The sequence below is a fragment of the Planktosalinus lacus genome, assembly GCF_014640155.1.
In the GTDB taxonomy this organism is placed as follows: Bacteria; Bacteroidota; Bacteroidia; order Flavobacteriales; family Flavobacteriaceae; genus Planktosalinus; species Planktosalinus lacus.
In genome coordinates, this window is record NZ_BMGK01000005.1 from 233,368 (window position 1) to 254,075 (window position 20,708).

Annotated in this window: 23 protein-coding genes; 15 read left to right on the forward strand and 8 right to left on the reverse strand. The window is 36.7% G+C overall.

Features of this window, described 5'->3' with window-relative positions; all coding sequences use genetic code 11:
- From IEV69_RS07810 to IEV69_RS07845, 8 genes are all read left to right on the forward strand, one after another.
- Complete coding sequence (locus IEV69_RS07810) at nucleotides 1–1,455, forward strand: PAS domain S-box protein (protein WP_188441210.1); 1,455 nt, start codon at nucleotides 1–3, stop codon at nucleotides 1,453–1,455.
- 10 nt (nucleotides 1,456–1,465) lie between these two features.
- Nucleotides 1,466–2,092, forward strand: coding sequence for a response regulator (locus IEV69_RS07815; RefSeq protein ID WP_188441212.1), 627 nt, complete (start codon nucleotides 1,466–1,468; stop codon nucleotides 2,090–2,092).
- Nucleotides 2,093–2,958: 866 nt separating this feature from the next.
- Nucleotides 2,959–3,342 carry a response regulator gene (locus tag IEV69_RS07820; protein WP_188441214.1) on the forward strand — a complete coding sequence of 128 codons (384 nt, stop codon included), beginning with the start codon at nucleotides 2,959–2,961 and terminating at the stop codon, nucleotides 3,340–3,342.
- 103 nt (nucleotides 3,343–3,445) lie between these two features.
- A complete protein-coding gene (locus IEV69_RS07825; RefSeq protein ID WP_188441216.1) occupies nucleotides 3,446–4,021 on the forward strand; it encodes a PAS domain-containing protein in 576 nt (191 codons plus the stop codon).
- Nucleotides 4,022–4,119: 98 nt separating this feature from the next.
- Nucleotides 4,120–4,488 carry a response regulator gene (locus IEV69_RS07830; protein ID WP_188441218.1) on the forward strand — a complete coding sequence of 123 codons (369 nt, stop codon included), beginning with the start codon at nucleotides 4,120–4,122 and terminating at the stop codon, nucleotides 4,486–4,488.
- Between the two features lie 40 nt (nucleotides 4,489–4,528).
- Nucleotides 4,529–6,073 carry a PAS domain S-box protein gene (locus IEV69_RS07835; protein ID WP_188441220.1) on the forward strand — a complete coding sequence of 515 codons (1,545 nt, stop codon included), beginning with the start codon at nucleotides 4,529–4,531 and terminating at the stop codon, nucleotides 6,071–6,073.
- A gap of 13 nt (nucleotides 6,074–6,086) precedes the next feature.
- Nucleotides 6,087–6,488, forward strand: a complete 402-nt coding sequence (locus IEV69_RS07840; RefSeq protein WP_188441222.1) for a response regulator — start codon at nucleotides 6,087–6,089, stop codon at nucleotides 6,486–6,488.
- Nucleotides 6,489–6,575: 87 nt separating this feature from the next.
- Nucleotides 6,576–6,914: a DUF4870 domain-containing protein gene (locus IEV69_RS07845; protein WP_188441281.1), complete on the forward strand. Its 339-nt coding sequence runs from the start codon at nucleotides 6,576–6,578 to the stop codon at nucleotides 6,912–6,914.
- Nucleotides 6,915–7,015: 101 nt separating this feature from the next.
- On the opposite strand, the gene dnaN is transcribed toward IEV69_RS07845, so the two are convergent.
- The 3 genes from dnaN to gldF all read right to left on the reverse strand — a co-directional run bounded on the left by dnaN (nucleotide 7,016) and on the right by gldF (nucleotide 10,640).
- On the reverse strand, nucleotides 7,016–8,134 hold the full coding sequence (gene dnaN / locus IEV69_RS07850; protein WP_188441224.1) for a DNA polymerase III subunit beta: 1,119 nt from the start codon (nucleotides 8,132–8,134) through the stop codon (nucleotides 7,016–7,018).
- A gap of 93 nt (nucleotides 8,135–8,227) precedes the next feature.
- Nucleotides 8,228–9,916, reverse strand: a complete 1,689-nt coding sequence (gene gldG / locus IEV69_RS07855) for a gliding motility-associated ABC transporter substrate-binding protein GldG (RefSeq protein WP_188441226.1) — start codon at nucleotides 9,914–9,916, stop codon at nucleotides 8,228–8,230.
- Nucleotides 9,909–10,640 carry a gliding motility-associated ABC transporter permease subunit GldF gene (gene gldF / locus IEV69_RS07860; protein ID WP_188441228.1) on the reverse strand — a complete coding sequence of 244 codons (732 nt, stop codon included), beginning with the start codon at nucleotides 10,638–10,640 and terminating at the stop codon, nucleotides 9,909–9,911. The genes gldG and gldF overlap by 8 nt, the downstream gene beginning before the upstream one ends.
- A 156-nt stretch (nucleotides 10,641–10,796) precedes the next feature.
- On the opposite strand from gldF, the gene rfbC reads away from it, so the two are divergent.
- Complete coding sequence (gene rfbC, locus IEV69_RS07865; RefSeq protein ID WP_188441230.1) at nucleotides 10,797–11,357, forward strand: dTDP-4-dehydrorhamnose 3,5-epimerase; 561 nt, start codon at nucleotides 10,797–10,799, stop codon at nucleotides 11,355–11,357.
- 1 nt (nucleotide 11,358) lies between these two features.
- Entirely contained in the window at nucleotides 11,359–12,207 is an 849-nt protein-coding gene (gene rfbD / locus IEV69_RS07870) for a dTDP-4-dehydrorhamnose reductase (protein ID WP_188441232.1), read from the forward strand.
- 64 nt (nucleotides 12,208–12,271) lie between these two features.
- Here rfbD and IEV69_RS07875 read toward each other — a convergent pair whose 3' ends face one another.
- Entirely contained in the window at nucleotides 12,272–12,997 is a 726-nt protein-coding gene (locus IEV69_RS07875; protein WP_188441234.1) for a hypothetical protein, read from the reverse strand.
- A 75-nt stretch (nucleotides 12,998–13,072) separates the two neighbouring features.
- Nucleotides 13,073–13,900 (reverse strand): universal stress protein, encoded by an 828-nt coding sequence (locus IEV69_RS07880; RefSeq protein ID WP_188441236.1) that lies wholly within the window; start codon nucleotides 13,898–13,900, stop codon nucleotides 13,073–13,075.
- Between the two features lie 158 nt (nucleotides 13,901–14,058).
- On the opposite strand from IEV69_RS07880, the gene IEV69_RS07885 reads away from it, so the two are divergent.
- From IEV69_RS07885 to IEV69_RS07905, 5 genes are read left to right on the forward strand one after another with little or no spacing between them, the layout of a single operon-like run.
- Nucleotides 14,059–14,349, forward strand: a complete 291-nt coding sequence (locus IEV69_RS07885) for a riboflavin synthase subunit beta (RefSeq protein ID WP_188441238.1) — start codon at nucleotides 14,059–14,061, stop codon at nucleotides 14,347–14,349.
- Entirely contained in the window at nucleotides 14,350–16,203 is a 1,854-nt protein-coding gene (gene mutL / locus IEV69_RS07890) for a DNA mismatch repair endonuclease MutL (protein WP_188441240.1), read from the forward strand.
- A 42-nt stretch (nucleotides 16,204–16,245) separates the two neighbouring features.
- Nucleotides 16,246–16,989: a rhomboid family intramembrane serine protease gene (locus IEV69_RS07895; RefSeq protein WP_188441241.1), complete on the forward strand. Its 744-nt coding sequence runs from the start codon at nucleotides 16,246–16,248 to the stop codon at nucleotides 16,987–16,989.
- Nucleotides 16,990–17,038: 49 nt separating this feature from the next.
- Nucleotides 17,039–17,926, forward strand: a complete 888-nt coding sequence (locus IEV69_RS07900; RefSeq protein ID WP_188441243.1) for a rhomboid family intramembrane serine protease — start codon at nucleotides 17,039–17,041, stop codon at nucleotides 17,924–17,926.
- Between the two features lie 2 nt (nucleotides 17,927–17,928).
- A complete protein-coding gene (locus tag IEV69_RS07905) occupies nucleotides 17,929–18,954 on the forward strand; it encodes an endonuclease/exonuclease/phosphatase family protein (protein WP_188441245.1) in 1,026 nt (341 codons plus the stop codon).
- A gap of 27 nt (nucleotides 18,955–18,981) precedes the next feature.
- Here IEV69_RS07905 and IEV69_RS07910 read toward each other — a convergent pair whose 3' ends face one another.
- From IEV69_RS07910 to IEV69_RS07920, 3 genes are read right to left on the reverse strand one after another with little or no spacing between them, the layout of a single operon-like run.
- Nucleotides 18,982–19,293: a DUF6122 family protein gene (locus IEV69_RS07910; RefSeq protein WP_188441247.1), complete on the reverse strand. Its 312-nt coding sequence runs from the start codon at nucleotides 19,291–19,293 to the stop codon at nucleotides 18,982–18,984.
- The gene (locus IEV69_RS07915; protein WP_188441249.1) at nucleotides 19,290–19,928 is read right to left on the reverse strand and encodes a WbqC family protein; all 639 of its coding nucleotides are present in this window, start codon (nucleotides 19,926–19,928) and stop codon (nucleotides 19,290–19,292) included. Before IEV69_RS07915 ends, IEV69_RS07910 begins: the two co-directional genes overlap by 4 nt.
- 28 nt (nucleotides 19,929–19,956) lie before the next feature.
- Entirely contained in the window at nucleotides 19,957–20,658 is a 702-nt protein-coding gene (locus IEV69_RS07920; protein ID WP_188441251.1) for an arylesterase, read from the reverse strand.
- Between the last annotated feature and the right edge of the window lie 50 nt (nucleotides 20,659–20,708).

The following is a 20,708-nucleotide window of genomic DNA, read 5'->3' on the forward strand; positions in this document are numbered from 1 at the left end:
ATGAAATTACCCTTAAATAAAGATATAAATATACTAGTTGTAGAAGATAATATTGGTGACTATGTCTTAATATCAGATTATTTGAACGAAGGATTTGAAAACCCCCATATTCAGCAAGCTAAAACCTATGCCCAAACCTTTGATATAGTAAAGAAAACGCCAAAGGGTTTTGATGTTATTTTACTGGATTTATCGCTGCCCGATGCAGAAGGCGAATCTTTGATAACAAAAGTGATGTCGTTTTGTGAAAACATACCTGTAATTATCCTTACGGGAAACAACGATCTAAAGTTCGCATTAAAGGCTTTAAACCTGGGAGTCACAGACTATCTGATTAAAAATGATATAAGTGCAGTGGCCCTTTTTAAAAGTATAGTTTTTAGTATTGAAAGAAAAGAAATTGGACAGCAACTGCATAAGTCCAAAAAGGAATATCAAGATCTTTATAGTTTAAGCCCTTTGCCCATTTTTATTTATGACGTTAATACTTTAAAATTTTTGGATGTCAATAAAGCAACTGAAGTGCATTATGGGTATACAAAACAGGAGTTTTTAGAAATGACACTAGTAGATATTCGACCAAAGAAAGATATCAAAATACTCACAAATGCAATTGAAAGCCTAAAAAATGAGCATAAAAAATATACCAAAAGAACTGTAAGACATAAAAAAAAGAATGGAGAGTTCATGCAGGTTCAAATTCACGGTTTTACGATTGAATATCAAAATAAATTAGCTGAAACAATCATCATTAATGATATTACAAAACAAAAGAAATATGAAGATGAAATCCTTGAGGTGAATACCAAGTTAAGAAATCTAACAGCACATTTACAAAGAGTTAGGGAAGAAGAACGCATAACAATCTCAAGAGAAATTCACGATGAACTGGGACAACAATTAACCGGAATAAAGTTGGATGTATCTTGGTTAAAAAATAAATTGGAAACTGTTTATCCTGAAGCAAACGACCGTACTTCCAGATTGATAGAAAGCATCAACAAGACCATCAATGATGTTAGAAAAATTTCCACAAACCTGCGCCCGGGGGTGTTGGATGATTTAGGTCTTGAAGCAGCCATCGAATGGAAAACCACCCAATTTGAAGATCAAACAGGAATTAAATGCACCCTTACTATTCATTGTGATATTGTTGATTATGGAGAAGAAATCAATACAGCGATTTATAGAATCTATCAAGAGGCACTGACCAATATTGCCCGGCATTCAAATGCTACTGAGGTAAAAATCACTTTAGAAACAAAAGACAACAAATTGATTTTTGAAGTTATAGATAATGGCAGAGGTATTACTGAAGTAGAAAAAAAGAATACTATTTCTTTGGGTTTAACAGGCATGAAAGAACGCGCCATAATGCTCAATGGTGATTTTTTTATCGAAAACTTAAATGGAAGTGGCACAAAATTAAAAGTTTTAGTACCTTTAGATAACTAAATACCAACTGATGAATGTGTTAATCGCAGACGATCACGCAATTTTAAGAAAAGGATTGATTGAAATTCTAAATGAATCTTTTCCCTCTTTGCAATATTTTGAGGCATCAAATGGTCTTGAAGCATTACAAATATGCAGAAAAGAAAAATTGGATTTTATTTTGTTAGACATTTCAATGCCCGGTAGAAATGGCTTGGATACACTCAAACAAATTAGATCAGACGGTAACAACACACCTGTTTTAATTTTAAGTGTTCAGCCTGAAGACCAATATGCAATTCGTGTCCTGAAAGCCGGAGCCAGTGGGTTTTTAAACAAAGACAGTGCTCCCGAAGAACTCTTAAATGCGGTTAATCAGGTGTTAAGCGGAAAAAAATACATTTCTGCCTCCATTGCAGAAAAATTAGCAGACTCCATTGGTACCCCTTTTGACAAACCACTGTATGAAAACCTTTCTGATCGTGAATTACAGGTATTACAATTCATAGCTTCCGGAAAAACTGTTTCAGAAATTGCTAAAGAAATCTCTCTCACCGTCAATACCATCAGCACTTACCGGGCTCGCATACTTGACAAATTGAAGTTAAATAACAACGCAGAGCTTACCAGATATGCGCTGGATAACAGTCTTGTTTAGGGTTTGTAGTCCTTTATGTTACACGTTTTATACAGCTTGTACTATTTCCTGATCTTCTATTCTTCCGTTTCTTTGTACCATAATTTTTTTCATAATAAATTATTCATTTAATGTTAGTTTGGTAACAATCCGTTTAAGCAATTACAATCATCCCCAAGCTGTAATTTTAAAGGTTTGTTACTATTCAATAGTCTAGAAATTAGACTGACAGAAAAGTGCTTATCAAAATTGATTTTTAAAGAATTTAAACACTTAAGAGGTTTTGAGTTTTTTGATATAGGGAAAAATCAATTAAAGCACTTTTCTGTTTTTTTTTTATAACCTGTTTTTCCTTCAAGCCTTTCTTTTGTAGTATAAACAACCACGAGCTATTCACAAGTTATACTATTTATTAGAAACTTATTTTGATGTTAATTTGTACTAACAATTTATTCATAATTAATTGTGTTAATATAGTTCTGATTCAGGCTCCTATTAAATAAATACATCCCCAATTATTTAAACAGGAGCCTGTTTTTTTTTAAAAGCTTAAAAAAATCAAGTAAACCGGTAAGTTATAAAAGAATTATTTTTTAAAAATTTGAGAAACACTTTGGTGGTTTTTGAGCTTTTATGATATAGGGAAAAAATAGATTCTTTTACTGCCGGTTTTTATATAAAAATGACTAATTGGACTACAAAGATGACACGTTTTAAACTTCCTAAAAATTCTTTTGCATTCATTTGTGTTATTTTATACACACTACTTATTTTATTTATTCTTTAGACTATTGTAGTCTTAATTGCTACACAAATATCACACTCTCAACTATTTCTGATTTTATATATTCTTCCTACATTTGTCATATAATTCATTCCCCAAAAAAATGACATTAAAAGTATTGACCATTGATGACTCAACTACAATTACGACTCACTTAAATTACCTTCTAAAAAACTTGAAAGAAATTGATTGGGTAGGACATGCGTATGATCTTGATGAAGGTAAAAAAATTTTAAAAGATACAACACCCGATGTGGTTTTATTGGATATAATGGTTAGCGAGGAAAGCGGCTTTGACATGCTCAATTTTATAAAAAAATACTTTCCAAATATAAAGGTGTATATGTTAAGCAACCTAAATGATTCTATTTATGTAAAAAGAAGCTTGCAGTTAGGTGCTTGCCATTTTATTGATAAATCTTTTGAATTTGAGTCCATTCCAAACTTATTGTTAAAAGAACATCAAATAAAGTGGAATTTAAATTAAATAACTATTAAGATTAATTGTATGTAGGAATAAATTCCTACATTTAATGAATCTTTGCTTAATACAGTGAGTTGAAAGCAAAGTGCCCCAAAGAATTAGTACAATGAATACCGAAATCATTTCTGCTGTTAATAAACAGCTTAAAACAAGCAGTCCTATATTTAACAAAGCAGTCAAATCATTTGATATAGCTTCAGAAAGTGGTCTTTTAAATCCAAGTGACACGGTATCATTTATTTGTGACTTCGAAGGAACAATACGCTTCATAAGTCCTTCCTTTTCAAAAATTGATTGCGAAAATTACTACGCTCTCGAAAAATCGATTTTAGACTTTATTCACCCGGAAGATGTATATCCCGTCATTGAGCATATGGTCTTATTGCTTCAAGAATCTACCGAGAGTGTGATAGTAGATGCACGTTTTCTTTGTAAACAAAACCAATATTATTTTACAAAATGGCATATAACATATTTAAGGGGGCTGTTTTATCTCTACCCGCTTGAAGTACCTGAACTTGAAGAAAAGAAAATCAATCAATTGTTTGACAGCTTCCTAAAGATCAAAACAGTTTATGATGAAAGAGATGAACAGCATATTTGGAAAAAGGAATTATCAAAAACCCTTCTTGAATGGGATCGCTTAATTTTTAAGCAACTAAAGTTTTGCCTGTCAATATAACCCGCTTGTAGTATGAAATGCTACAAGTGTTTCATAATATCTACTATGATAATTGTTTAATAATTATCACAATTTTATATACTCAAATCAATTTGTAGATGCAGTTAAATGTAATTTCAGTGGATGATTCAGTTACGATTGCTGATCATCTTCAAAGAATGTTAGAAAATTTAGATGGTATTTCGTTTTCAGGACACGCTTTTACTATCGATGAGGCATTGATTTTATTAGAAAACAAAAAACCACAGATTGTGTTTTTAGATATCTTTCTAAAAGAAGAAAATGGAATTGAATTGTTGTCAATTATAAAAAATAAATTTCCTAAAGTAACTGTCATTATGTTATCAAACCACTCCGAAATATTCTATAAAAATAAAACAAAAGACCTGGGAGCAGATTATTTTTTAGACAAATCCTACGAATTTGACAAAATACCGGAACTCTTAAAATTAATTACAGAAAATTAACCTGAGAAATCCGTATTTCCAAATCCCCAAATCTCCCATTATGCATAACCTCCAAAGTCAAATTGAAAATACAACTTGCGAGATTAAATATAAAATTCAGGAAAAAAATATCAAAGTTTTAGTTCTTGATGAAGAAAGTATTATTCCTGAAATAAAAGAAGTAGTTCAGGTATTGCATGGATATAATTTTATTTTTTATAACACCACTTGTGGAAATGAGTTTAAAGAACTCATCAAAAAAAATAAACCCAATCTAATAATTTCAGAATTACACCTCAATGAAGTTGAGGGAAAAGAACAATTGGATTACTGCAGGATGGTATATCCTGAAATTCCATTTATAATTTTCAGTTCACATACCTGTAATAAATCTGCTCTTGACTTTTTAGAATTGGGAGCTACAGATTTTTTGACCAAAGACAATAGCTCTGCACTTCCCGCAACAATTTACAAAGCCTTGAGACAAAGCCTTGAAAAACTACAAATAAAAGAAGCGAAGCAGCAACGCTGGGAAGATGCTCAACGTTTTAAAGGCTTAATTGAATATTCTCATGACCCGGTGATTACTTATGATTATGATGGAACGATCACTTACGCTAGTCCAGCAATAGAGCGGGTTCTGGGTTATAAAGTTGAAGAATTTGTAGGCACCAATGTGATAGAACATATTCACCCTGATGATTTACCAATTAGGGAAAATGCTTACAAAATGCTTTTGGAGTCCGAAATGAATTTTGAAACCATTAATGAAGAAAGATTATTGCATAAAAACGGACATTTTATTTGGGCAAAGGCAGTGATTAGCGATGCCAGGTTGATACCGGGCATTGAAGGTTTTATGACCAATTTCAGGGACATTACTGTCGCTAAAAATAAAACACGAGACCTGAACAATACCATTGAAATTTTAACAAGCCAAAACAACCGCCTGTTAAATTTTTCTTACATTGTTTCTCATAATTTAAGGTCACACACCAGTAACATTCAGTCAATTATCAATTACCTTGATATTACAGACGACCCAAAGGAACAACTTGAAATGATTCAACACCTCAAAGAAGTTTCTGAAGCACTGAATGAAACAATGATCAATCTCAATGAGGTGGTATCTATACAATCTGGTGAAAACCTGAAAATTGAATCCCTGTCCTTGCGCAAATATGCTCTGATAAGCTTAAAAACACTGAAATCTAAGCTCCATGCGATCAATGGAAAAGTACATTTTGACATTGATAAAAATTTAAACATTAACTTTAACAAAAGTTATCTTGAAAGTATTTTACACAACTTGTTTTACAATGCCATCAAATACAGTCATCCCGAACGTATGCTCAATTTGGAGATAAGCACTTTTGAAGAAGAAGATTTTGTTGTATTAAAAGTAAAAGACAATGGTTTGGGGCTTGATATTAAAAAGTATAAAAACAAGTTATTTGGAATGTACAATACGTTTCACAGCAATAAAAACGCAAAGGGATTAGGCCTTTTTATGAGTAAAAATCAAATTGAGGCCATGAAAGGAAAAATTGAAGTAGAAGGCGGCATAGATAAAGGTTGTACATTTAAAATCTATTTTAAAAAGTAAAAAATCAAGTAAAATGTCAAGAACAATATGCATAATTGACGATGACCCCCTTTATAAATTGTTACTCAAAAAAACAATTGAAAGGTTAAATATGAATATAAATATTTTGACCTTTGAAGATGGAAAACAAGCGATTGAAGGGTTGTCAACATTAAATACTGAAGCAGCTAAATTACCCGATATTATACTTCTTGATATCAATATGCCGGTAATGGACGGCTGGGAATTTATGGACCAATTTGTTGAAGACAAAAGTCAATTTTCCAAACCCATGAATATCTTTATTGCCAGTTCTTCCATAGCCAAACACGACATCGAAAAATCTAAAACCTACACCGAAATATCAGGCTACTTGGTAAAACCAATTGTAAAGAAAACAATATTGGAATTACTTCAAGACAAAGTTTCATTGTAACAAGTTCCATTTTTTGACGACACATAGATGTCATGAATCAAAAAACAATTAAAAATGGAAGTCATCAATCCTGAAAGTACAATCACAATGCGAGAGGACAATCAACTCCTTTTGCTCACTCATTTATCACAATTACTTTGCTATGTCACCGGTTTTGGAGGACTTTTAGTTCCCATAATCATTTGGGCAGTCAATAAAGACAAAGTGAAAGGGGTGGATGAACACGGCAAAGAAATTATCAATTTTCAACTAAGCATGATTTTGTTTGCATTGATTTGCATTCCTCTTATTTTGCTAGTGGGGCTTGGTATTTTAGGACTCATTGTAATAGGAATCATCTCCTTTGTATTTCCGATCATCAATGCAATCAATGCTGGCAAAGGTAAGTTTTCAAAATACCCCCTGACAATTCGCTTCTTGAAATAAAAAAACCGCAATTTTTATTAAAACCGCGGTTTGCATTGTGAGGTTAAAAAATACTAACAAGTTGGGTAGGTTACCAAACACATTTTCAGTTAGTAATATTGTTAGTTGTTAAGCATCACAGGCATAACAAGCATAATTATTTGTTCCCCTTCATCCAAGCCGTCTGCAGGAGTTAAGATTCCTGCACGGTTGGGTAGTGACATTTCTAAAGACACTTCATCACTGGTTAAGTTGGCTAACATCTCTGTTAAAAAACGCGAATTAAAACCAATTTGCATATCATCACCCTGGTAACTACAAGTAAGTCGCTCTTCCGCTTTATTTGAATAATCAATGTCTTCAGCTGAAACATTCAACTCAGCACCGGCAATTTTTAATCGTATCTGGTGAGTGGTTTTATTTGAAAAGATAGATACACGCTTTACAGAACTTAAAAACTGACTTCTGTCAATAGTAAGCTTATTGGGGTTTTCTTTCGGAATCACCGCTTCATAATTTGGATATTTTCCGTCAATCAGTCGGCAAACCAGTTCGACATTATCAAAAACAAACTTGGCGTTTGATTCATTGTACTCAATCAACACATCCTCTTCACTGCCCGCTAAAATTGATTTCATCAAATTCAAAGGCTTTTTAGGCATAATGAAATCTGCAACCTCTGAAGCTTTTACATCTTCACGGGTATATTTCACCAATTTGTGAGCATCAGTCGCCACAAAAGTGAGTCCTTCAGTTGAAAACTGAAAAAATACACCACTCATCACCGGTCTCAAATCGTCATTACCACTGGCAAATATGGTTTTGCTTATCGCAGTTGCCAGAATGTCTGATTGGATAACGGTACTGCTGGGGCTTGAAATTTCAATGGCTTTTGGAAACTCCTCACCGTCAGCATAAGCCAGCGCATATTTACCGTGATTGGAACTAATTTCTATCGTGTTATTTTCTTCAACCACAAATGTTAAGGGTTGTTCTGGAAACGTTTTTAAAATATCTAAAAGGAGTCGGGCGGGTACAGCAATGCTTCCGTTACTGTCACATTCCACTTCAAGTTTTGCAGAAATAGTTGTTTCTAAATCTGAAGCAGAAACACGCAAGGTGTCTTTGTCCAGTTCAAATAAGAAATTATCTAAAATTGCAAGGGTGTTGCTGGTGTTTATAATGCCGCCTAAAACCTGAAGTTGTTTTAGTAAGTATGAGCTGGATACTATAAATTTCATTCGTTGTTTTTAGTTTAAAACTGGTTAAAATATCTCATAAATACAAATATATTGCAATCTGCTTGAAACCCGAAACAAACTTATTAACAAAAATCAAGTATATTTTCTCTTGCGATAATACATAAAGAGTACACCAAAAACCGCCAAAACAGCCAGTGGGAGTAATAAATTCAGTGCCTGCCATTTGCTGCGTTCCTGTATACTCTTTTGCTGATCCAAAAATGCGATGGAAATCTCCTTACTTCTTATGTTTATAAGTCCGGTGTCATCAAGTAGGTAGTTTACAGTATTGAGTAAAAACTCCTTGTTTCCATAGCGTTTGTTTGTCCATTTATCAAATCCCAGTTCAATGGGGCGGTTGCCCTGCAGTTGGTTTTTGATAACATCCCCGTCACTGATAACGACCATTTTGTTCTCAACTCCTTGATCAAGATGTCCGGGGAGTTCAAAAGGCTTGACACGGTTGCGGTATACCGATGGAAAAGTACCTTCCAGTAAAACAGCCAGCGGGATTTCTCCGGCAGAAAACTGCTGCATATCAGGCGGGTTATTGACCACGTTTAGATTAAACTCTATCTCATCCAACCTGATTTCAACCGGGGTGCCCACGCTGCGGGTAATGGGCGAACTGCTCAGCAAAATCGTTTTTTGAATGTCGTTTTCGAGGGTATCAAGCACGTTGGCAAAATCAAACTTGATAGCTTTAATATTGTTCACAATGGGGTGCTCGCTTGTGCTGGAAGATAACGGACTGTAAAACCACGGATATTGATTGTACTGGCTTTCAGCTTCTGTTCCGGTAGCCAAAACAATGGGGGCATGATAAACATCATTGACCAATGCGGGATTGATCCTTACGCCATAGCGAAAGAAAAAATCGGTCAGGTTGAGGTCTTGGTTAAAAGCAAAAGTAGATCCCCTTTGAAAAAGGCTGTCCATGCTCACTTGAACTTCATCTACCAGCCACAGACTTTTTCCACCCCGCATTGTGTATTGATCAAGTACATATTTTTCAGCATCGTTAAAGCGCTCTGTAGGCTTGGCTGATACAATGAGGTCAAAAGTACTGAGTTGCTCTAGTGAACGGAGAGGGTCGATGGCAACAGAATCAAGCGTATATGGTGCGATAAAGTAATATTCACGCAAGGTGGAAAAAAAATCAGCTATATAACGGTCTTCCAGTTGGCCATTGCCTTTCAGAACAGCTACTTTCTTTTTTTTGGGAGTGATGATTTTTTTAAATCCATCGGCAAAAGCATACTCTAAATTTTGTACGGAATTGCTTACGCGTTCTTCCTGAGTGGCTCCAAGTGTGTTTTTTAACAAGGGCACTTTTACCATTTTTTCTTTGTACGTGATGAGCGCCCAGGGATAAATTAATTCCTGAGTTTTTTTACCTCCTTCCTGTATGCTTACCTGAGCAGGCATAATTCCTATCTGTGCTAATTTACTCCTAAGCTCCTCAGGGTTTTCCTGTTCCTCCATTAAATCAGTAAAGTGAAATTTCACCCGAGCGTTGTGAGCAGCAAATGCTTCCAGCAACTGGCGTGTTTCACTTTGAAGACGCCTGAACTCGGCAGGAAATTTTCCGTCTAGCAGCACTTCAATAACTACGGGTGCATTGGCTTCGTCAAGCGTGGCGATGGCTGCATCAGATAAGGTATAACGCTTGTCTTCAGTAAGGTCAAAGCGTTTATAAACTTGGTTTCCCAAAAGGTTGATACCAACTACAAATAGCAACAGCAGTACAATCTTTTTTGTCAGGTTGGTTTGTTTATTCATGATCTTTAATCAGTTTTAAAACAGTGAAACCTAAAAAAAGAAATCCAAGGCTGAGAAAATAAAGGATATCACGGGTGTCCAGCACACCACGTGCAACGCTGTCAAAATGAGACATCATTCCCAGCTGGGAAAGTACATAATCAGAATCTCCTAATAAATTATAGTCTGCCAGGCCTTCAAAGCCATAATACATAAAAAAACAAATGAAGACAGCCGTTATAAAAGAAACAATTTGATTTTCAGAGAGCGTGGAAGAAAACACACCAATCGCCGTATAAGCAATAATCAAAAAGAATAAGCCCAAATAGGAGCCCAAAGTGCTTCCCAAATCCCAGTTACCCGGCGGATTGCCAAGTTCTGAGAGGGTCACTATATAAAGCAAGGTGGGAATCAGCGCTAAAACAATCAGCAACAAAGCCCCAAAATACTTCCCTAAAACAATGGAATGAAGAGAAAGGGGTTTAGTTAAAAGCAACTCCATGGTTCCCATACGTTTTTCATCACTGAAGCTTCGCATGGTGACAGCGGGAATTAAAAAAATCAAGACCCAGGGGGCCAGTTCAAAAAAAGAGGAGAGGTCTGCAAAACCGGCATCCAGGATGTTAAAAGGCCCGCTGAATACCCATAAATACAATCCGTTGATTGTCAAAAAAACAGCAATCACCAGATAGCCGATTAAGGAACCAAAAAACGATTGTATTTCTTTTTGTATAAGTGCAATCATAGATTGTAATATAAAACTTTTTGCATCCCACAATATTGTTCAAATGCTAAACTTTTATTGCGGTTTGACAAAAATAGAAATTATGTCTGACTTGGCTTTTTTTAAACAGAAGTATTTCCTCAACAAAAAACTTATATTTGCAAATATCACCTGTGCATGAAATACATTAAAACGCCATTTGAAAACCTATTGGTCTGCCAACCCACTTTGATGGGGGATAGCAGAGGTTACTTTTACGAGACCTTCAATGAAGCCCATTTTAAAAAACACACCGGGCTTGATATTCACTTTGTTCAGGACAATCAGTCACTTTCAAAATATGGTGTTTTGAGGGGGTTACATATGCAAGGCGGTGCATTTGCACAAGCAAAATTGGTGCGCTGTTTTAAGGGACAAGTGCTGGATGTAGTGGTCGATATGCGAAAAGACCAACCCACCTTCGGAAAATCATATTCCATCCTGCTCTCAGAAGAAAACCACACCCAATTGTTTATTCCCAGAGGATTTGCACACGGATTTTCAGTACTAAGCGATGAAGCTGTTTTTGTCTATAAATGTGACAATTTCTACCATAGAGAGTCAGAAATCGGTGTGGCTTACAATGACCCCCAATTTAAAATAGACTGGAAAATTCCTGAAGCTGAGCGCATACTTTCAGAAAAGGATCAAAACAATCCCGCTTTTGCGGAGGCAGTTAAACAACTTTACGCTTTGTAGAATGGATTCCAACCAAAGTATTTTAATAACCGGAGCAAATGGCCAGCTGGGACAAGCCCTCAAACAGTTAAATGCAAATAATGACTCCCTTGTGTTTACTGATCAATCTAGTTTTGACATCACAAACAGTGCTCAAATGGAGGCTGTTTTTAAGAAGTGTATTCCAAAAGTGGTCATCAATACCGCTGCTTTTACACAAGTGGATGCCGCTGAAACAAATCAGGAAAAAGCTTATTTAATCAATGAAACCGGAGTGAAAAACCTGTTGGAACTCTGTGAAAAATACAACTGCAAGCTGATTCACATTTCAACCGATTATGTGTTTGATGGTGAAAGCACTGTGCCCTATAAAGAAACAGATACAACCAATCCCGTTACCGTTTACGGAAAAAGCAAACGGGCAGGTGAATTAGTTATTTTAAAAAGTGAATTAAAAGCGTTTGCAATTATTCGCACTTCCTGGTTGTACAGTCGGTTTGGAAATAACTTTTATAAAACTATGCTGCGTCTGGCTGAAACCCATAAGGAACTAAAAGTGGTAAACGACCAAAAAGGAAACCCCACCAATGCAGAACATCTGGCAAACGCTTTGTTAAAAATTGCCACATTATTAACTCCTGAAAATTCAGGAATCTATCATTTTTCAAATACCGGTGAAGCAAGCTGGTTTGATTTTGCCCAAGCCATTTTTGAAAAACACGCTATCAATATCCCTGTAAAAGCGGTTACTTCACAGGAGTTTCCAACGCCGGCCAAGCGACCGGCTTACAGTGTTCTGAACCAATCAAAAATAGAGAAGGTTTTTAATATTTCTATTTCTTCCTGGAAAAATGCACTAACTGATTTATAAAAAAAAATACCTGAAGCGGGGCGGCTTCAGGTATTTAAGATTACTGAATTAAAATAATTGGGAATTAGTCATCCAGTAACTCAATGGCATCTTTTATTGTTTCTTTAATCAATTGGGCAAGCGCATTGTTACCATCCTGATCAGTCGGACTGATTTCAATAACTCCATTTCCGTTGTTATCCGTTGCGTTTGATAAATCTATGATGTTGGTGTTAAACAAAAAACCCAAGTCAAAATTGATAATGACACTGTCTCCATTTGATTCAACAACAATGTCAATATTGGTGTCTTCAAAATCTACTTCTACATCTTCTTTAAAGTCATGCCAGAAAACAAAAGGTACCTCTTGAATGGTTCCTTCAATAAGAATGGACCTCTGAAAAAGTTCACTTTCACTATTTGAACTTCGGGTTATATCAAATTCAAGTTCTTCATATTGGCCCATAGGGATATCAACATTGGCAATAGGAAAAACTACATCGGGCTGAGAAAGATCGAGTTCAAATGGTCCTTCCAGCTCAAGGTCACCATAATAGTTTCCACTCGGTCCACCATCATCATCATCACCAAAAGCATCATCGTCAAATTCGAGTTCAAAATCTTCAACATTTACTATAAACTTGGAGATGAATAACTCACTGTTTATTCGCCCACTTTCAAATGTAGCTTTAGCACCAAAGGTTGTTAGTGCAGTTTCATTTGTAGGAACACTTTCATCATCGCTGCAAGACATTAGAACCAATGCAGAAAATACAATGGTTAAAATGGGTTTAAAAACTATCTTTTTCATATATACGTGCATTTAATTTGTTTGTTCATCTATAAAACAAATCAAAAGCATTTTACCCTACCTGAAAAGAGTAATTTAATCGTGTAACACAAAAAAGGGCACTTTGCTTTGGTAAGTGGTGGCATTGTTTTTTGAGCTGAAAAACAATTGCTGGAAGAAATGAATGTTTTTTGCCACCATCGCAATCATTTTGATTTTGTGTTTATCAATACACTCCTGAATGGCAACGTCAAGGTTTTTATTGGTCACGGTATGAAATTCATGCTTGTTATCAGAAAAGTAATCTTCAAGCAACTCTTTGTTTTGGAGCATTTCACCCAACACCTTTTCATCAGACTTTGCTAGATGAAATACATGTAGCTTAGACTCAGATAAATCAATGATATCAGAAATGGTTTCCAGTATTTTGGGACCAAAAAAGATACTGTAATCTGTGGGTAACGCCAGATGGTCAATTCGGGAGAACTGAGCTTTTTCAGGAATCACCAATGTGGAGCATTTCACTTTGTTGATCACATCGGCTGTATTTGACCCAACAGCTAATTTTTTTATCCCACTGCTACCTTTTGTTCCCATCACAATCAGGTCAATGTGCTTGTCTTCAACTTCATTTCTGATAGCTTCTATAATGTTCCCTTTTGCGGTTAATGTGAAAAATAGATGCTTGCCTTTTAGAGACGAAGCTTCAATCTTTTCAACCAGAGCGTGTAACTTATTCTTTATTTCAATATCTGAAGCAATCGGGATTACCTTAGTGGCAGCAATTTTTCTGGAAGCACCATTTAGTTCATTTACATGCAACAGATAAAAAGTACATTTACACTCCTTGAAAAAGGAAAGTGCATATACAATCGCATTCCACGAGTTGTGGGAAAAATCTGTTGGAATTAAAATATTTGTCATGCTCCCCATGTTCTATTGAGAGGCAAATGTATACCTAAAACCCACATTAGAAAATGACAATTATCATACTGGCACAATTGCTTGATTTGTTAACAATTTTTAAGTGGGGGAGTTCGGCATTCTTTTTGTTTTTAAGTACCTTTGAAAATTAATATAGTATGGGAATTTTTAAAACACGCAGCAATAAAAAATTTAATTACGAACCCCGTTATTACAAAAGTGATAAGGAGGGAAGTCCCTATCAGATGGAGCGAAAGTTTGACCAGTTTCGCAAAGCAACCGGGGACACCAAAGGCTTAAAGGCAAAATTTACCAACGCCTGGGACGACTATAAAAACAATTCTGATAAAAAAACCAATAAAATTATTTTCATTATAGCGTTCATTTTAATTCTCATTTTTCTATTTATAATCGATTTTGATCTCTCTATCTTTAAGAAGCCCTTATAAATGGCAGACAGAATAAAGCTTTTACCTGACCATGTTGCAAACCAGATAGCCGCCGGAGAGGTCGTTCAAAGGCCGGCTTCAGTGGTGAAAGAACTGCTCGAAAACGCCATCGATGCCGAAGCCTCCCATATAAAACTCCTGATTAAAGATGCCGGCAAAACACTGGTTCAAGTGATTGATGACGGTGATGGCATGAGCACAACCGATGCCAGGCTGAGCTTTGAACGCCACGCAACTTCCAAAATTAAAACCGCAGAAGACTTATTTCAACTCCACACCAAAGGGTTTAGAGGAGAAGCATTGGCTTCAATTGCGGCAGTGTCTCACGTCGAACTCAAAACCAAAACAACTTCTGATGAGGTGGGAACGCTCATTCGTATTGAAGGGAGTGAAGTGGTTGAACAGGAAGTAACGGTCACTCCAAAAGGAACATCGGTAGCAGTGAAAAACCTGTTTTTTAATATCCCGGCACGGCGCAACTTCCTGAAATCAAATACGGTAGAAACCCGCCACATTATTGATGAATTCCACAGGGTGTCCCTGGCACATCCGGGTGTGGCTTTTAGCATGTTTAATAACGGAGCCGAAGTATTTCAGTTACCAATATCAAATTTACGCCAACGCATCGTCGCCATTTTCGGGCCCAAAACCAACGAAAAATTGGTTCCGGTAAAGGAAGATACACCTGTGGTTAAAATGGAGGGTTTTGTATTAAAACCTGAATTTGCTAAAAAGAGCAGGGGAGACCAGTTCTTTTTTGTCAACAACCGCTTTATTAAAAACGGCTATCTTCATCACGCCGTGCTTGCAGCCTTTGAAGGATTGCTTAAAGAGGGCTCACAACCCGGCTATTTTTTATTTCTTGAAGTGGATACAAAATCAATCGATATCAACATTCACCCCACCAAAACCGAAGTGAAGTTTGATGACGAGCACACCTTGTATGCAATGTTGAGGTCGGCTGTAAAACATAGTTTGGGACAGTTTAGCGTAACACCGGTACTTGATTTTGAGAGGGATAAAAACCTCGATACACCCTACGATTACAAAAACAAACCGGTGGGAATACCTCAAATTGAAGTCGATAAAAACTTCAACCCCTTTAAAGAGTCAGAACCCGGACAAAAAAATATCACATTTCCTTTTAAGCGGGATAAAACTCAAAATTGGGAAAGCCTATATTCCGGATTGCAACAACAAAAGAACCTTCAGGAAAATACAGTCAACCTGGATGAAATTGAATTTGAAAGTGAAGTGGTTACAGGCTCCCTGTTTTCAGAATCTGCGGCAGAATCAGGTCAAAATACCTTTCAATTGCATAACAAATACCTGATAACGAACGTTAAAAGTGGGATGCTCATCATACATCAACAAAGAGCACACGAACGGGTTTTATATGAAGAGCTTTTGAAAAACATAACTGTTCAGGAAGCCGTAAGCCAGCAATTGTTGTTTCCAATGGAATTAACCTTTTCAAAAAAAGATGTGGCCTTGCTTCACAGTGTTCGAGAGCAACTTGAATTCACCGGGTTTTCTTTTGAAAGTTTCGGGGATGATACTATAAAAGTAAAAGGAATACCAACAGCAACCACAGAGTCGGGTGTTCAAATCATTATGGATAACCTTTTGGACGACCTCAACAATGAAGTGCCCGATACCGGCTTTAGTCAAAATGACCTGCTGGCAAGATCCATGGCAAGCTCACTGGCGGTAAAAACCGGAACGCCAATGGGAAAAGAACAACAGGAACATTTGGTGAACAGTTTGTTTGCCTGTAAAGAGCCCTCCGTTTCGCCAAAAAATAAAGAGGTTTTTATTACCATTCCACTGACAGATTTAGATAAAAAATTTTAAACAAACACGTGTCAATAATTAATTTTAGTACAATAAAACACTATGGGTAGGATTACAGAAACCGTCAAAGTACTGCTGATAATAAACATTCTCTTTTTTGTAGGGTCCATGTCATTGGGCGATGAAGCTTACCGTCTCTTTGCTTTGTACTTTTATGAAAACCCCAACTTTGAAATGTGGCAGCCCCTCACACATATGTTTATGCACGGTGGGTTTACACACATACTTTTTAATATGTATGCATTGTGGGCTTTTGGTGGTCCCTTGGAAGAATTGTGGGGAAGAAACAAGTTTATATTCTTTTACTTTTCTGCGGGTCTTGGGGCAGCGCTGATTCACACTTTGGTAAATTATTATAATTTTCAATCAGCTTATGACGCCATGCTTCAAGCCGGTTTAAGTCCCGCCGAAATTCAAAACATGCTTTCTACCGGTCAGTATCGCACCAGCCTGCTTGATGTAATGTCAAAGGACACCATCGAAAACTTTTATGCTTCCTATATGACTCCCGCAGTGGGAGCTTCCGGGGCGATTTACGGAATCTTGGTGGCCTTTGCAATGATGTTTCCAAATGTGGAGTTGTTTCTAATTTTTGTACCTATTCCAATTAAAGCCAAGTTTTTTATTCCGGTTTTACTACTTTTAGACTTATTTTCAGGCCTTACCGGTTTTTCAATATTTGGTCAAAATATTGCCAATTGGGCTCACCTGGGAGGTGCCCTTTTTGGATTTATTATGATGTGGTACTGGAAGAAAAACAGTTTTAACAAAAACAGATGGTACTAGGTCAATTATCAAACGTAAATTTCTAAATAACCGCTAACCAAAAGAATAAATGAACACCTTAGAACAAGCAAAATACAGGTATAAAATGGCCAATGTGGTAGAGAAATTGATTCTCTTCAATGTGGTGGTTTTTGTGTTGATGTACCTTATTCAGGTGGTCTTGTTTTTGTTTCAATGGCCGTTGGATACTATTTCAGAATGGCTTGTTTTTTCTAAAGACCCCGAAGACCTTTTGTTCAAACCCTGGAGTATTATTACCTATGCCTTTATGCATCAGGGCTTGTTCCACATTTTCTTTAATATGCTCATTTTATATTACTTTGGAAATTACTTTTTAAACTATTTCACCCCCAAACGCCTCCTCAATTTTTATTTTCTTGGGGCTATTAGCGGGGCGATGATCTATATGTTGAGCTACAATGTGTTTCCAGCTTTTTCGGGAACAGGGAGGTCTTATTTGCTGGGAGCATCAGCATCTGTAATGGCCATATTGGTGGGAATTGCAACCAAAGTTCCCCACCTGGGCGTACGCCTTATGTTTTTAGGGACAGTTAAGCTTTGGCAAATCGCTGCATTTTTTGTTGTGCTCGATTTAATAAGAATGCCCATGGGCAATGCCGGAGGTCATTTGGCACACCTGGGTGGTGCTTTGTTGGGCTATATGTATGTAAAACAACTGGATAAAGGCAACGATATAGGCGCCTGGTGGGAGTCACTTTCAGATTGGTTTGTGGGACTGTTTGCCTCCACAAAAGAGAAACCCTTTAGAACTGTACATCGCAATACAAAAGCAAAAAAACAAGCCCCTAAACGAGAAGACAAAAACAACAAACAAAAGAAAATTGATGCCATCCTTGACAAAATCAGTAAGAGTGGGTATGAAAGCCTCAGTAAGGAAGAAAAAGACTTTCTTTTTAAATCCGGTAACGAAGATTAAAAATGAAGGGACTGGGGTTTATAGATAAAGTAATATATTTTTTCAATTCCTTGTTTGCCCTGGCATTATTGCTCTCCTTGTTGGTGCCTTTTATTCCACCCCAAAGCTTCCCCTTAATTGGGGTATTGAGTTTAGTGGTTTCCCCTTTATTACTTGTCAATATAGTGTTTTTTATATACTGGTTGCTGCGTTTTAAACGACAAATGTTGCTGTCTTTGATCATTCTGGGAATCTGTTTTTTTCAATTCAATTCCTTTTACAGGATTGCAATGACAGATCCGCCGCCAATGCTGCAGAAACAACTGAAAGTTATGAATTTCAATGTGCGCTTGTTTAACAACTACGACTGGTTGCCTGATAAAGACATACCGGAGCAAATCAACGGCTTAATCACAAGCACCAACCCAGATATAATTAGCTTTCAGGAGTTTTCTAATAATGAAACAATAAATTTAAATGCCTACCCCCATAATTACATTCAGCTAAAAAAACAACAACCGGGTTTTGGTCAGGCTATTTTTTCCAAATACCCCATTGTCAATAGTGGAAACCTCCAATTTGAAAACACATCAAACAACGCCATTTTTGTCGATATACTGAAAGAGAATGACACCATTCGCATTTACAACATCCACCTGCAGTCAATTCAAATCAATGAAAAGGATGTAGATTTTGACCAGGAACGCTCCAAGCGACTCTTAAAACGAATTGCCAATGCATTTCAGATTCAGCAAACCCAGGCTGAACAGCTTGTGGAACACAGCAACAAGAGTCCTTACAAGACAATTGTAACAGCCGATTTGAACAACACTGCCTTTTCATATGTATTCAGAAAAATTAAAGGAGATAAAAAAGATGCCTTCGCCGAAAGGGGAAGTGGACTCGGTAAAACTTTTGAATTGAAAAAAATTCCACTGCGCATCGATTTTATTTTGACTGATCCTGATTTTACCGTGAATACCTTTGAAACCCACAGCGAAAAATTATCAGACCATTTTGCGATTTCTTCTGCGGTAAGCTGGGAATAACTTTTTAATATTAGTACTGCCCATTGTTTAAATCCACAAACAATCAACAGCATCTGTAATTATATGCCACAGCAAGGCAAATCCTATGATGCGTGTTTTGCTAAAAAATAACAGCAAACAATAAACCCCGATGGCAACATAACTGTGCAGCAGATGAAACCCTATACTACATCTGTTGGGGTCAAAAATGGGGTCTGCCAATAAATGATCCAGGTCGATGAGCATGGCGAGCAAAAAAATAAAATAAACCTTTAAATAGGATTGTCTGAAAAATACCAAAGCAATTCCCAGTGGTATTAAAAAATGCATCCCGTAATGAACAAAAAACTGAAGACTCATAAGCTTTGGTTTTCCAGATAGTTCAGTGCATTGGGGCCTTCGTTAAACAATAAATCCAGAATGGAAAGATTGGGTAAAAAACCGTGATGTTTTTCCAGAACCTGAGTATAGGGATTGTTACTAAATGAGGTTTTGTTTTTGGCGCTGGCCAGATACCTGTAATCCTCAAGTGCTTCAACCTCTTTGTGATACTCGTTTGTAAAATGAATTTCCTGATCCATTCCCAAGGCCTCAGAAACCACTTTAAAACACTCCAGGTTGAATTCCATCAAGAAGTTGTATTGTTGTTGGTAAAGTGGTGCAAAATCATCTTCATAGAACTCAAAAAAAGGCGAAGTGCGATACGCAATTTGTATGGACTTCCAATGTTCGCGTTGCCACGGAAAATCATTTTCAATACACACATTTTTATACTTTTGATGACTGCGTTCCCGTTCACCCCGCTTTCCTTTGGAAGTGTGTTTAATGGGGATATTGAGCAACAGGGGGCCTTCAGGAGTGGCAATATAGGTGCGGTTTCTGTACGTTTGTTTTTGGTAGTTATCTTCCTTTTCAAATGTGATTTCACTTGCTTGGGCAAGAGCAACATAGTTTGCGATAGAACCAAAATAAACCGGATGAATAAGTATATGCATAGGATATAGAAAGTGTTGTAAAGATAGCTTATTCAGATGCACTCATCAATATTGGTTTCAGCACCTTCCAGACGTTTCTTGCCATGAGTTGATGACCTTCTTCGGTGGGGTGAATACCGTCGCGTTGATTTAATTCAGGAACCCCACCAACATCTTCTAGTAAAAAAGGAATTAAATAAATGTCATTGGCAGTGGCAAGTTCAGGAAAAAGGGTTCTGAACGTTGAAGTGTATTCCGGACCCATATTAGGTGGTATTTCCATTCCTGCCAGTATGAGTTGGGTATCCTGGTTTTTTTCTTTCACAAAATTGATGATTTCCTGCAGGTTTTTTTTGGTTTCACTTAAAGGAACGCCCCTCAGACCATCATTGGAACCCAGCTCAAGTACAAAAATATCAATCTTTTGGTTGAGCACCCAGTCGATTCGGTTTTTCCCACTGGCAGTGGTTTCACCACTCAATCCGGCATTGATTACCTGATAGTTCAGCCCCAGCGAATCTATTTTTTGCTGAATCAGGGCAGGGTAGGCGTCTTTTAAGTCAATTCCCAAACCGGCAGTAAGGCTGGTGCCAAAAAACAGGATCGTTTTGCTAGCTGTACTATCGGTTGTTTCAGATGTAGATTCAGCAGTTTCAGAAGGGGAGGGTGTACTTTTTTTGTTTTGATTTTCACCACAGGAAAGCACTGAAGTGAACATTAAAATATAACAAAACATTAACAGGGTTCGCATACCAATTCGGATTAAAATTAAAATCAATTCTTTATTTTGCCTTCTTACAA

Excerpts from the sequence above, each read along its gene's own strand:
- IEV69_RS07810 (WP_188441210.1), top strand. The coding sequence starts at position 1 with ATGAAATTACCCTTAAATAAAGATATAAATATACTAGTTGTAGAAGAT.
- IEV69_RS07815 (WP_188441212.1), top strand. The coding sequence starts at position 1,466 with ATGAATGTGTTAATCGCAGACGATCACGCAATTTTAAGAAAAGGATTG.
- IEV69_RS07820 (WP_188441214.1), top strand. The coding sequence starts at position 2,959 with ATGACATTAAAAGTATTGACCATTGATGACTCAACTACAATTACGACT.
- IEV69_RS07825 (WP_188441216.1), top strand. The coding sequence starts at position 3,446 with ATGAATACCGAAATCATTTCTGCTGTTAATAAACAGCTTAAAACAAGC.
- IEV69_RS07830 (WP_188441218.1), top strand. The coding sequence starts at position 4,120 with ATGCAGTTAAATGTAATTTCAGTGGATGATTCAGTTACGATTGCTGAT.
- IEV69_RS07835 (WP_188441220.1), top strand. The coding sequence starts at position 4,529 with ATGCATAACCTCCAAAGTCAAATTGAAAATACAACTTGCGAGATTAAA.
- IEV69_RS07840 (WP_188441222.1), top strand. The coding sequence starts at position 6,087 with ATGTCAAGAACAATATGCATAATTGACGATGACCCCCTTTATAAATTG.
- IEV69_RS07845 (WP_188441281.1), top strand. The coding sequence starts at position 6,576 with ATGCGAGAGGACAATCAACTCCTTTTGCTCACTCATTTATCACAATTA.
- dnaN (WP_188441224.1), bottom strand. The coding sequence starts at position 8,134 with ATGAAATTTATAGTATCCAGCTCATACTTACTAAAACAACTTCAGGTT.
- gldG (WP_188441226.1), bottom strand. The coding sequence starts at position 9,916 with ATGAATAAACAAACCAACCTGACAAAAAAGATTGTACTGCTGTTGCTA.
- gldF (WP_188441228.1), bottom strand. The coding sequence starts at position 10,640 with ATGATTGCACTTATACAAAAAGAAATACAATCGTTTTTTGGTTCCTTA.
- rfbC (WP_188441230.1), top strand. The coding sequence starts at position 10,797 with ATGAAATACATTAAAACGCCATTTGAAAACCTATTGGTCTGCCAACCC.
- rfbD (WP_188441232.1), top strand. The coding sequence starts at position 11,359 with ATGGATTCCAACCAAAGTATTTTAATAACCGGAGCAAATGGCCAGCTG.
- IEV69_RS07875 (WP_188441234.1), bottom strand. The coding sequence starts at position 12,997 with ATGAAAAAGATAGTTTTTAAACCCATTTTAACCATTGTATTTTCTGCA.
- IEV69_RS07880 (WP_188441236.1), bottom strand. The coding sequence starts at position 13,900 with ATGACAAATATTTTAATTCCAACAGATTTTTCCCACAACTCGTGGAAT.
- IEV69_RS07885 (WP_188441238.1), top strand. The coding sequence starts at position 14,059 with ATGGGAATTTTTAAAACACGCAGCAATAAAAAATTTAATTACGAACCC.
- mutL (WP_188441240.1), top strand. The coding sequence starts at position 14,350 with ATGGCAGACAGAATAAAGCTTTTACCTGACCATGTTGCAAACCAGATA.
- IEV69_RS07895 (WP_188441241.1), top strand. The coding sequence starts at position 16,246 with ATGGGTAGGATTACAGAAACCGTCAAAGTACTGCTGATAATAAACATT.
- IEV69_RS07900 (WP_188441243.1), top strand. The coding sequence starts at position 17,039 with ATGAACACCTTAGAACAAGCAAAATACAGGTATAAAATGGCCAATGTG.
- IEV69_RS07905 (WP_188441245.1), top strand. The coding sequence starts at position 17,929 with ATGAAGGGACTGGGGTTTATAGATAAAGTAATATATTTTTTCAATTCC.
- IEV69_RS07910 (WP_188441247.1), bottom strand. The coding sequence starts at position 19,293 with ATGAGTCTTCAGTTTTTTGTTCATTACGGGATGCATTTTTTAATACCA.
- IEV69_RS07915 (WP_188441249.1), bottom strand. The coding sequence starts at position 19,928 with ATGCATATACTTATTCATCCGGTTTATTTTGGTTCTATCGCAAACTAT.
- IEV69_RS07920 (WP_188441251.1), bottom strand. The coding sequence starts at position 20,658 with ATGCGAACCCTGTTAATGTTTTGTTATATTTTAATGTTCACTTCAGTG.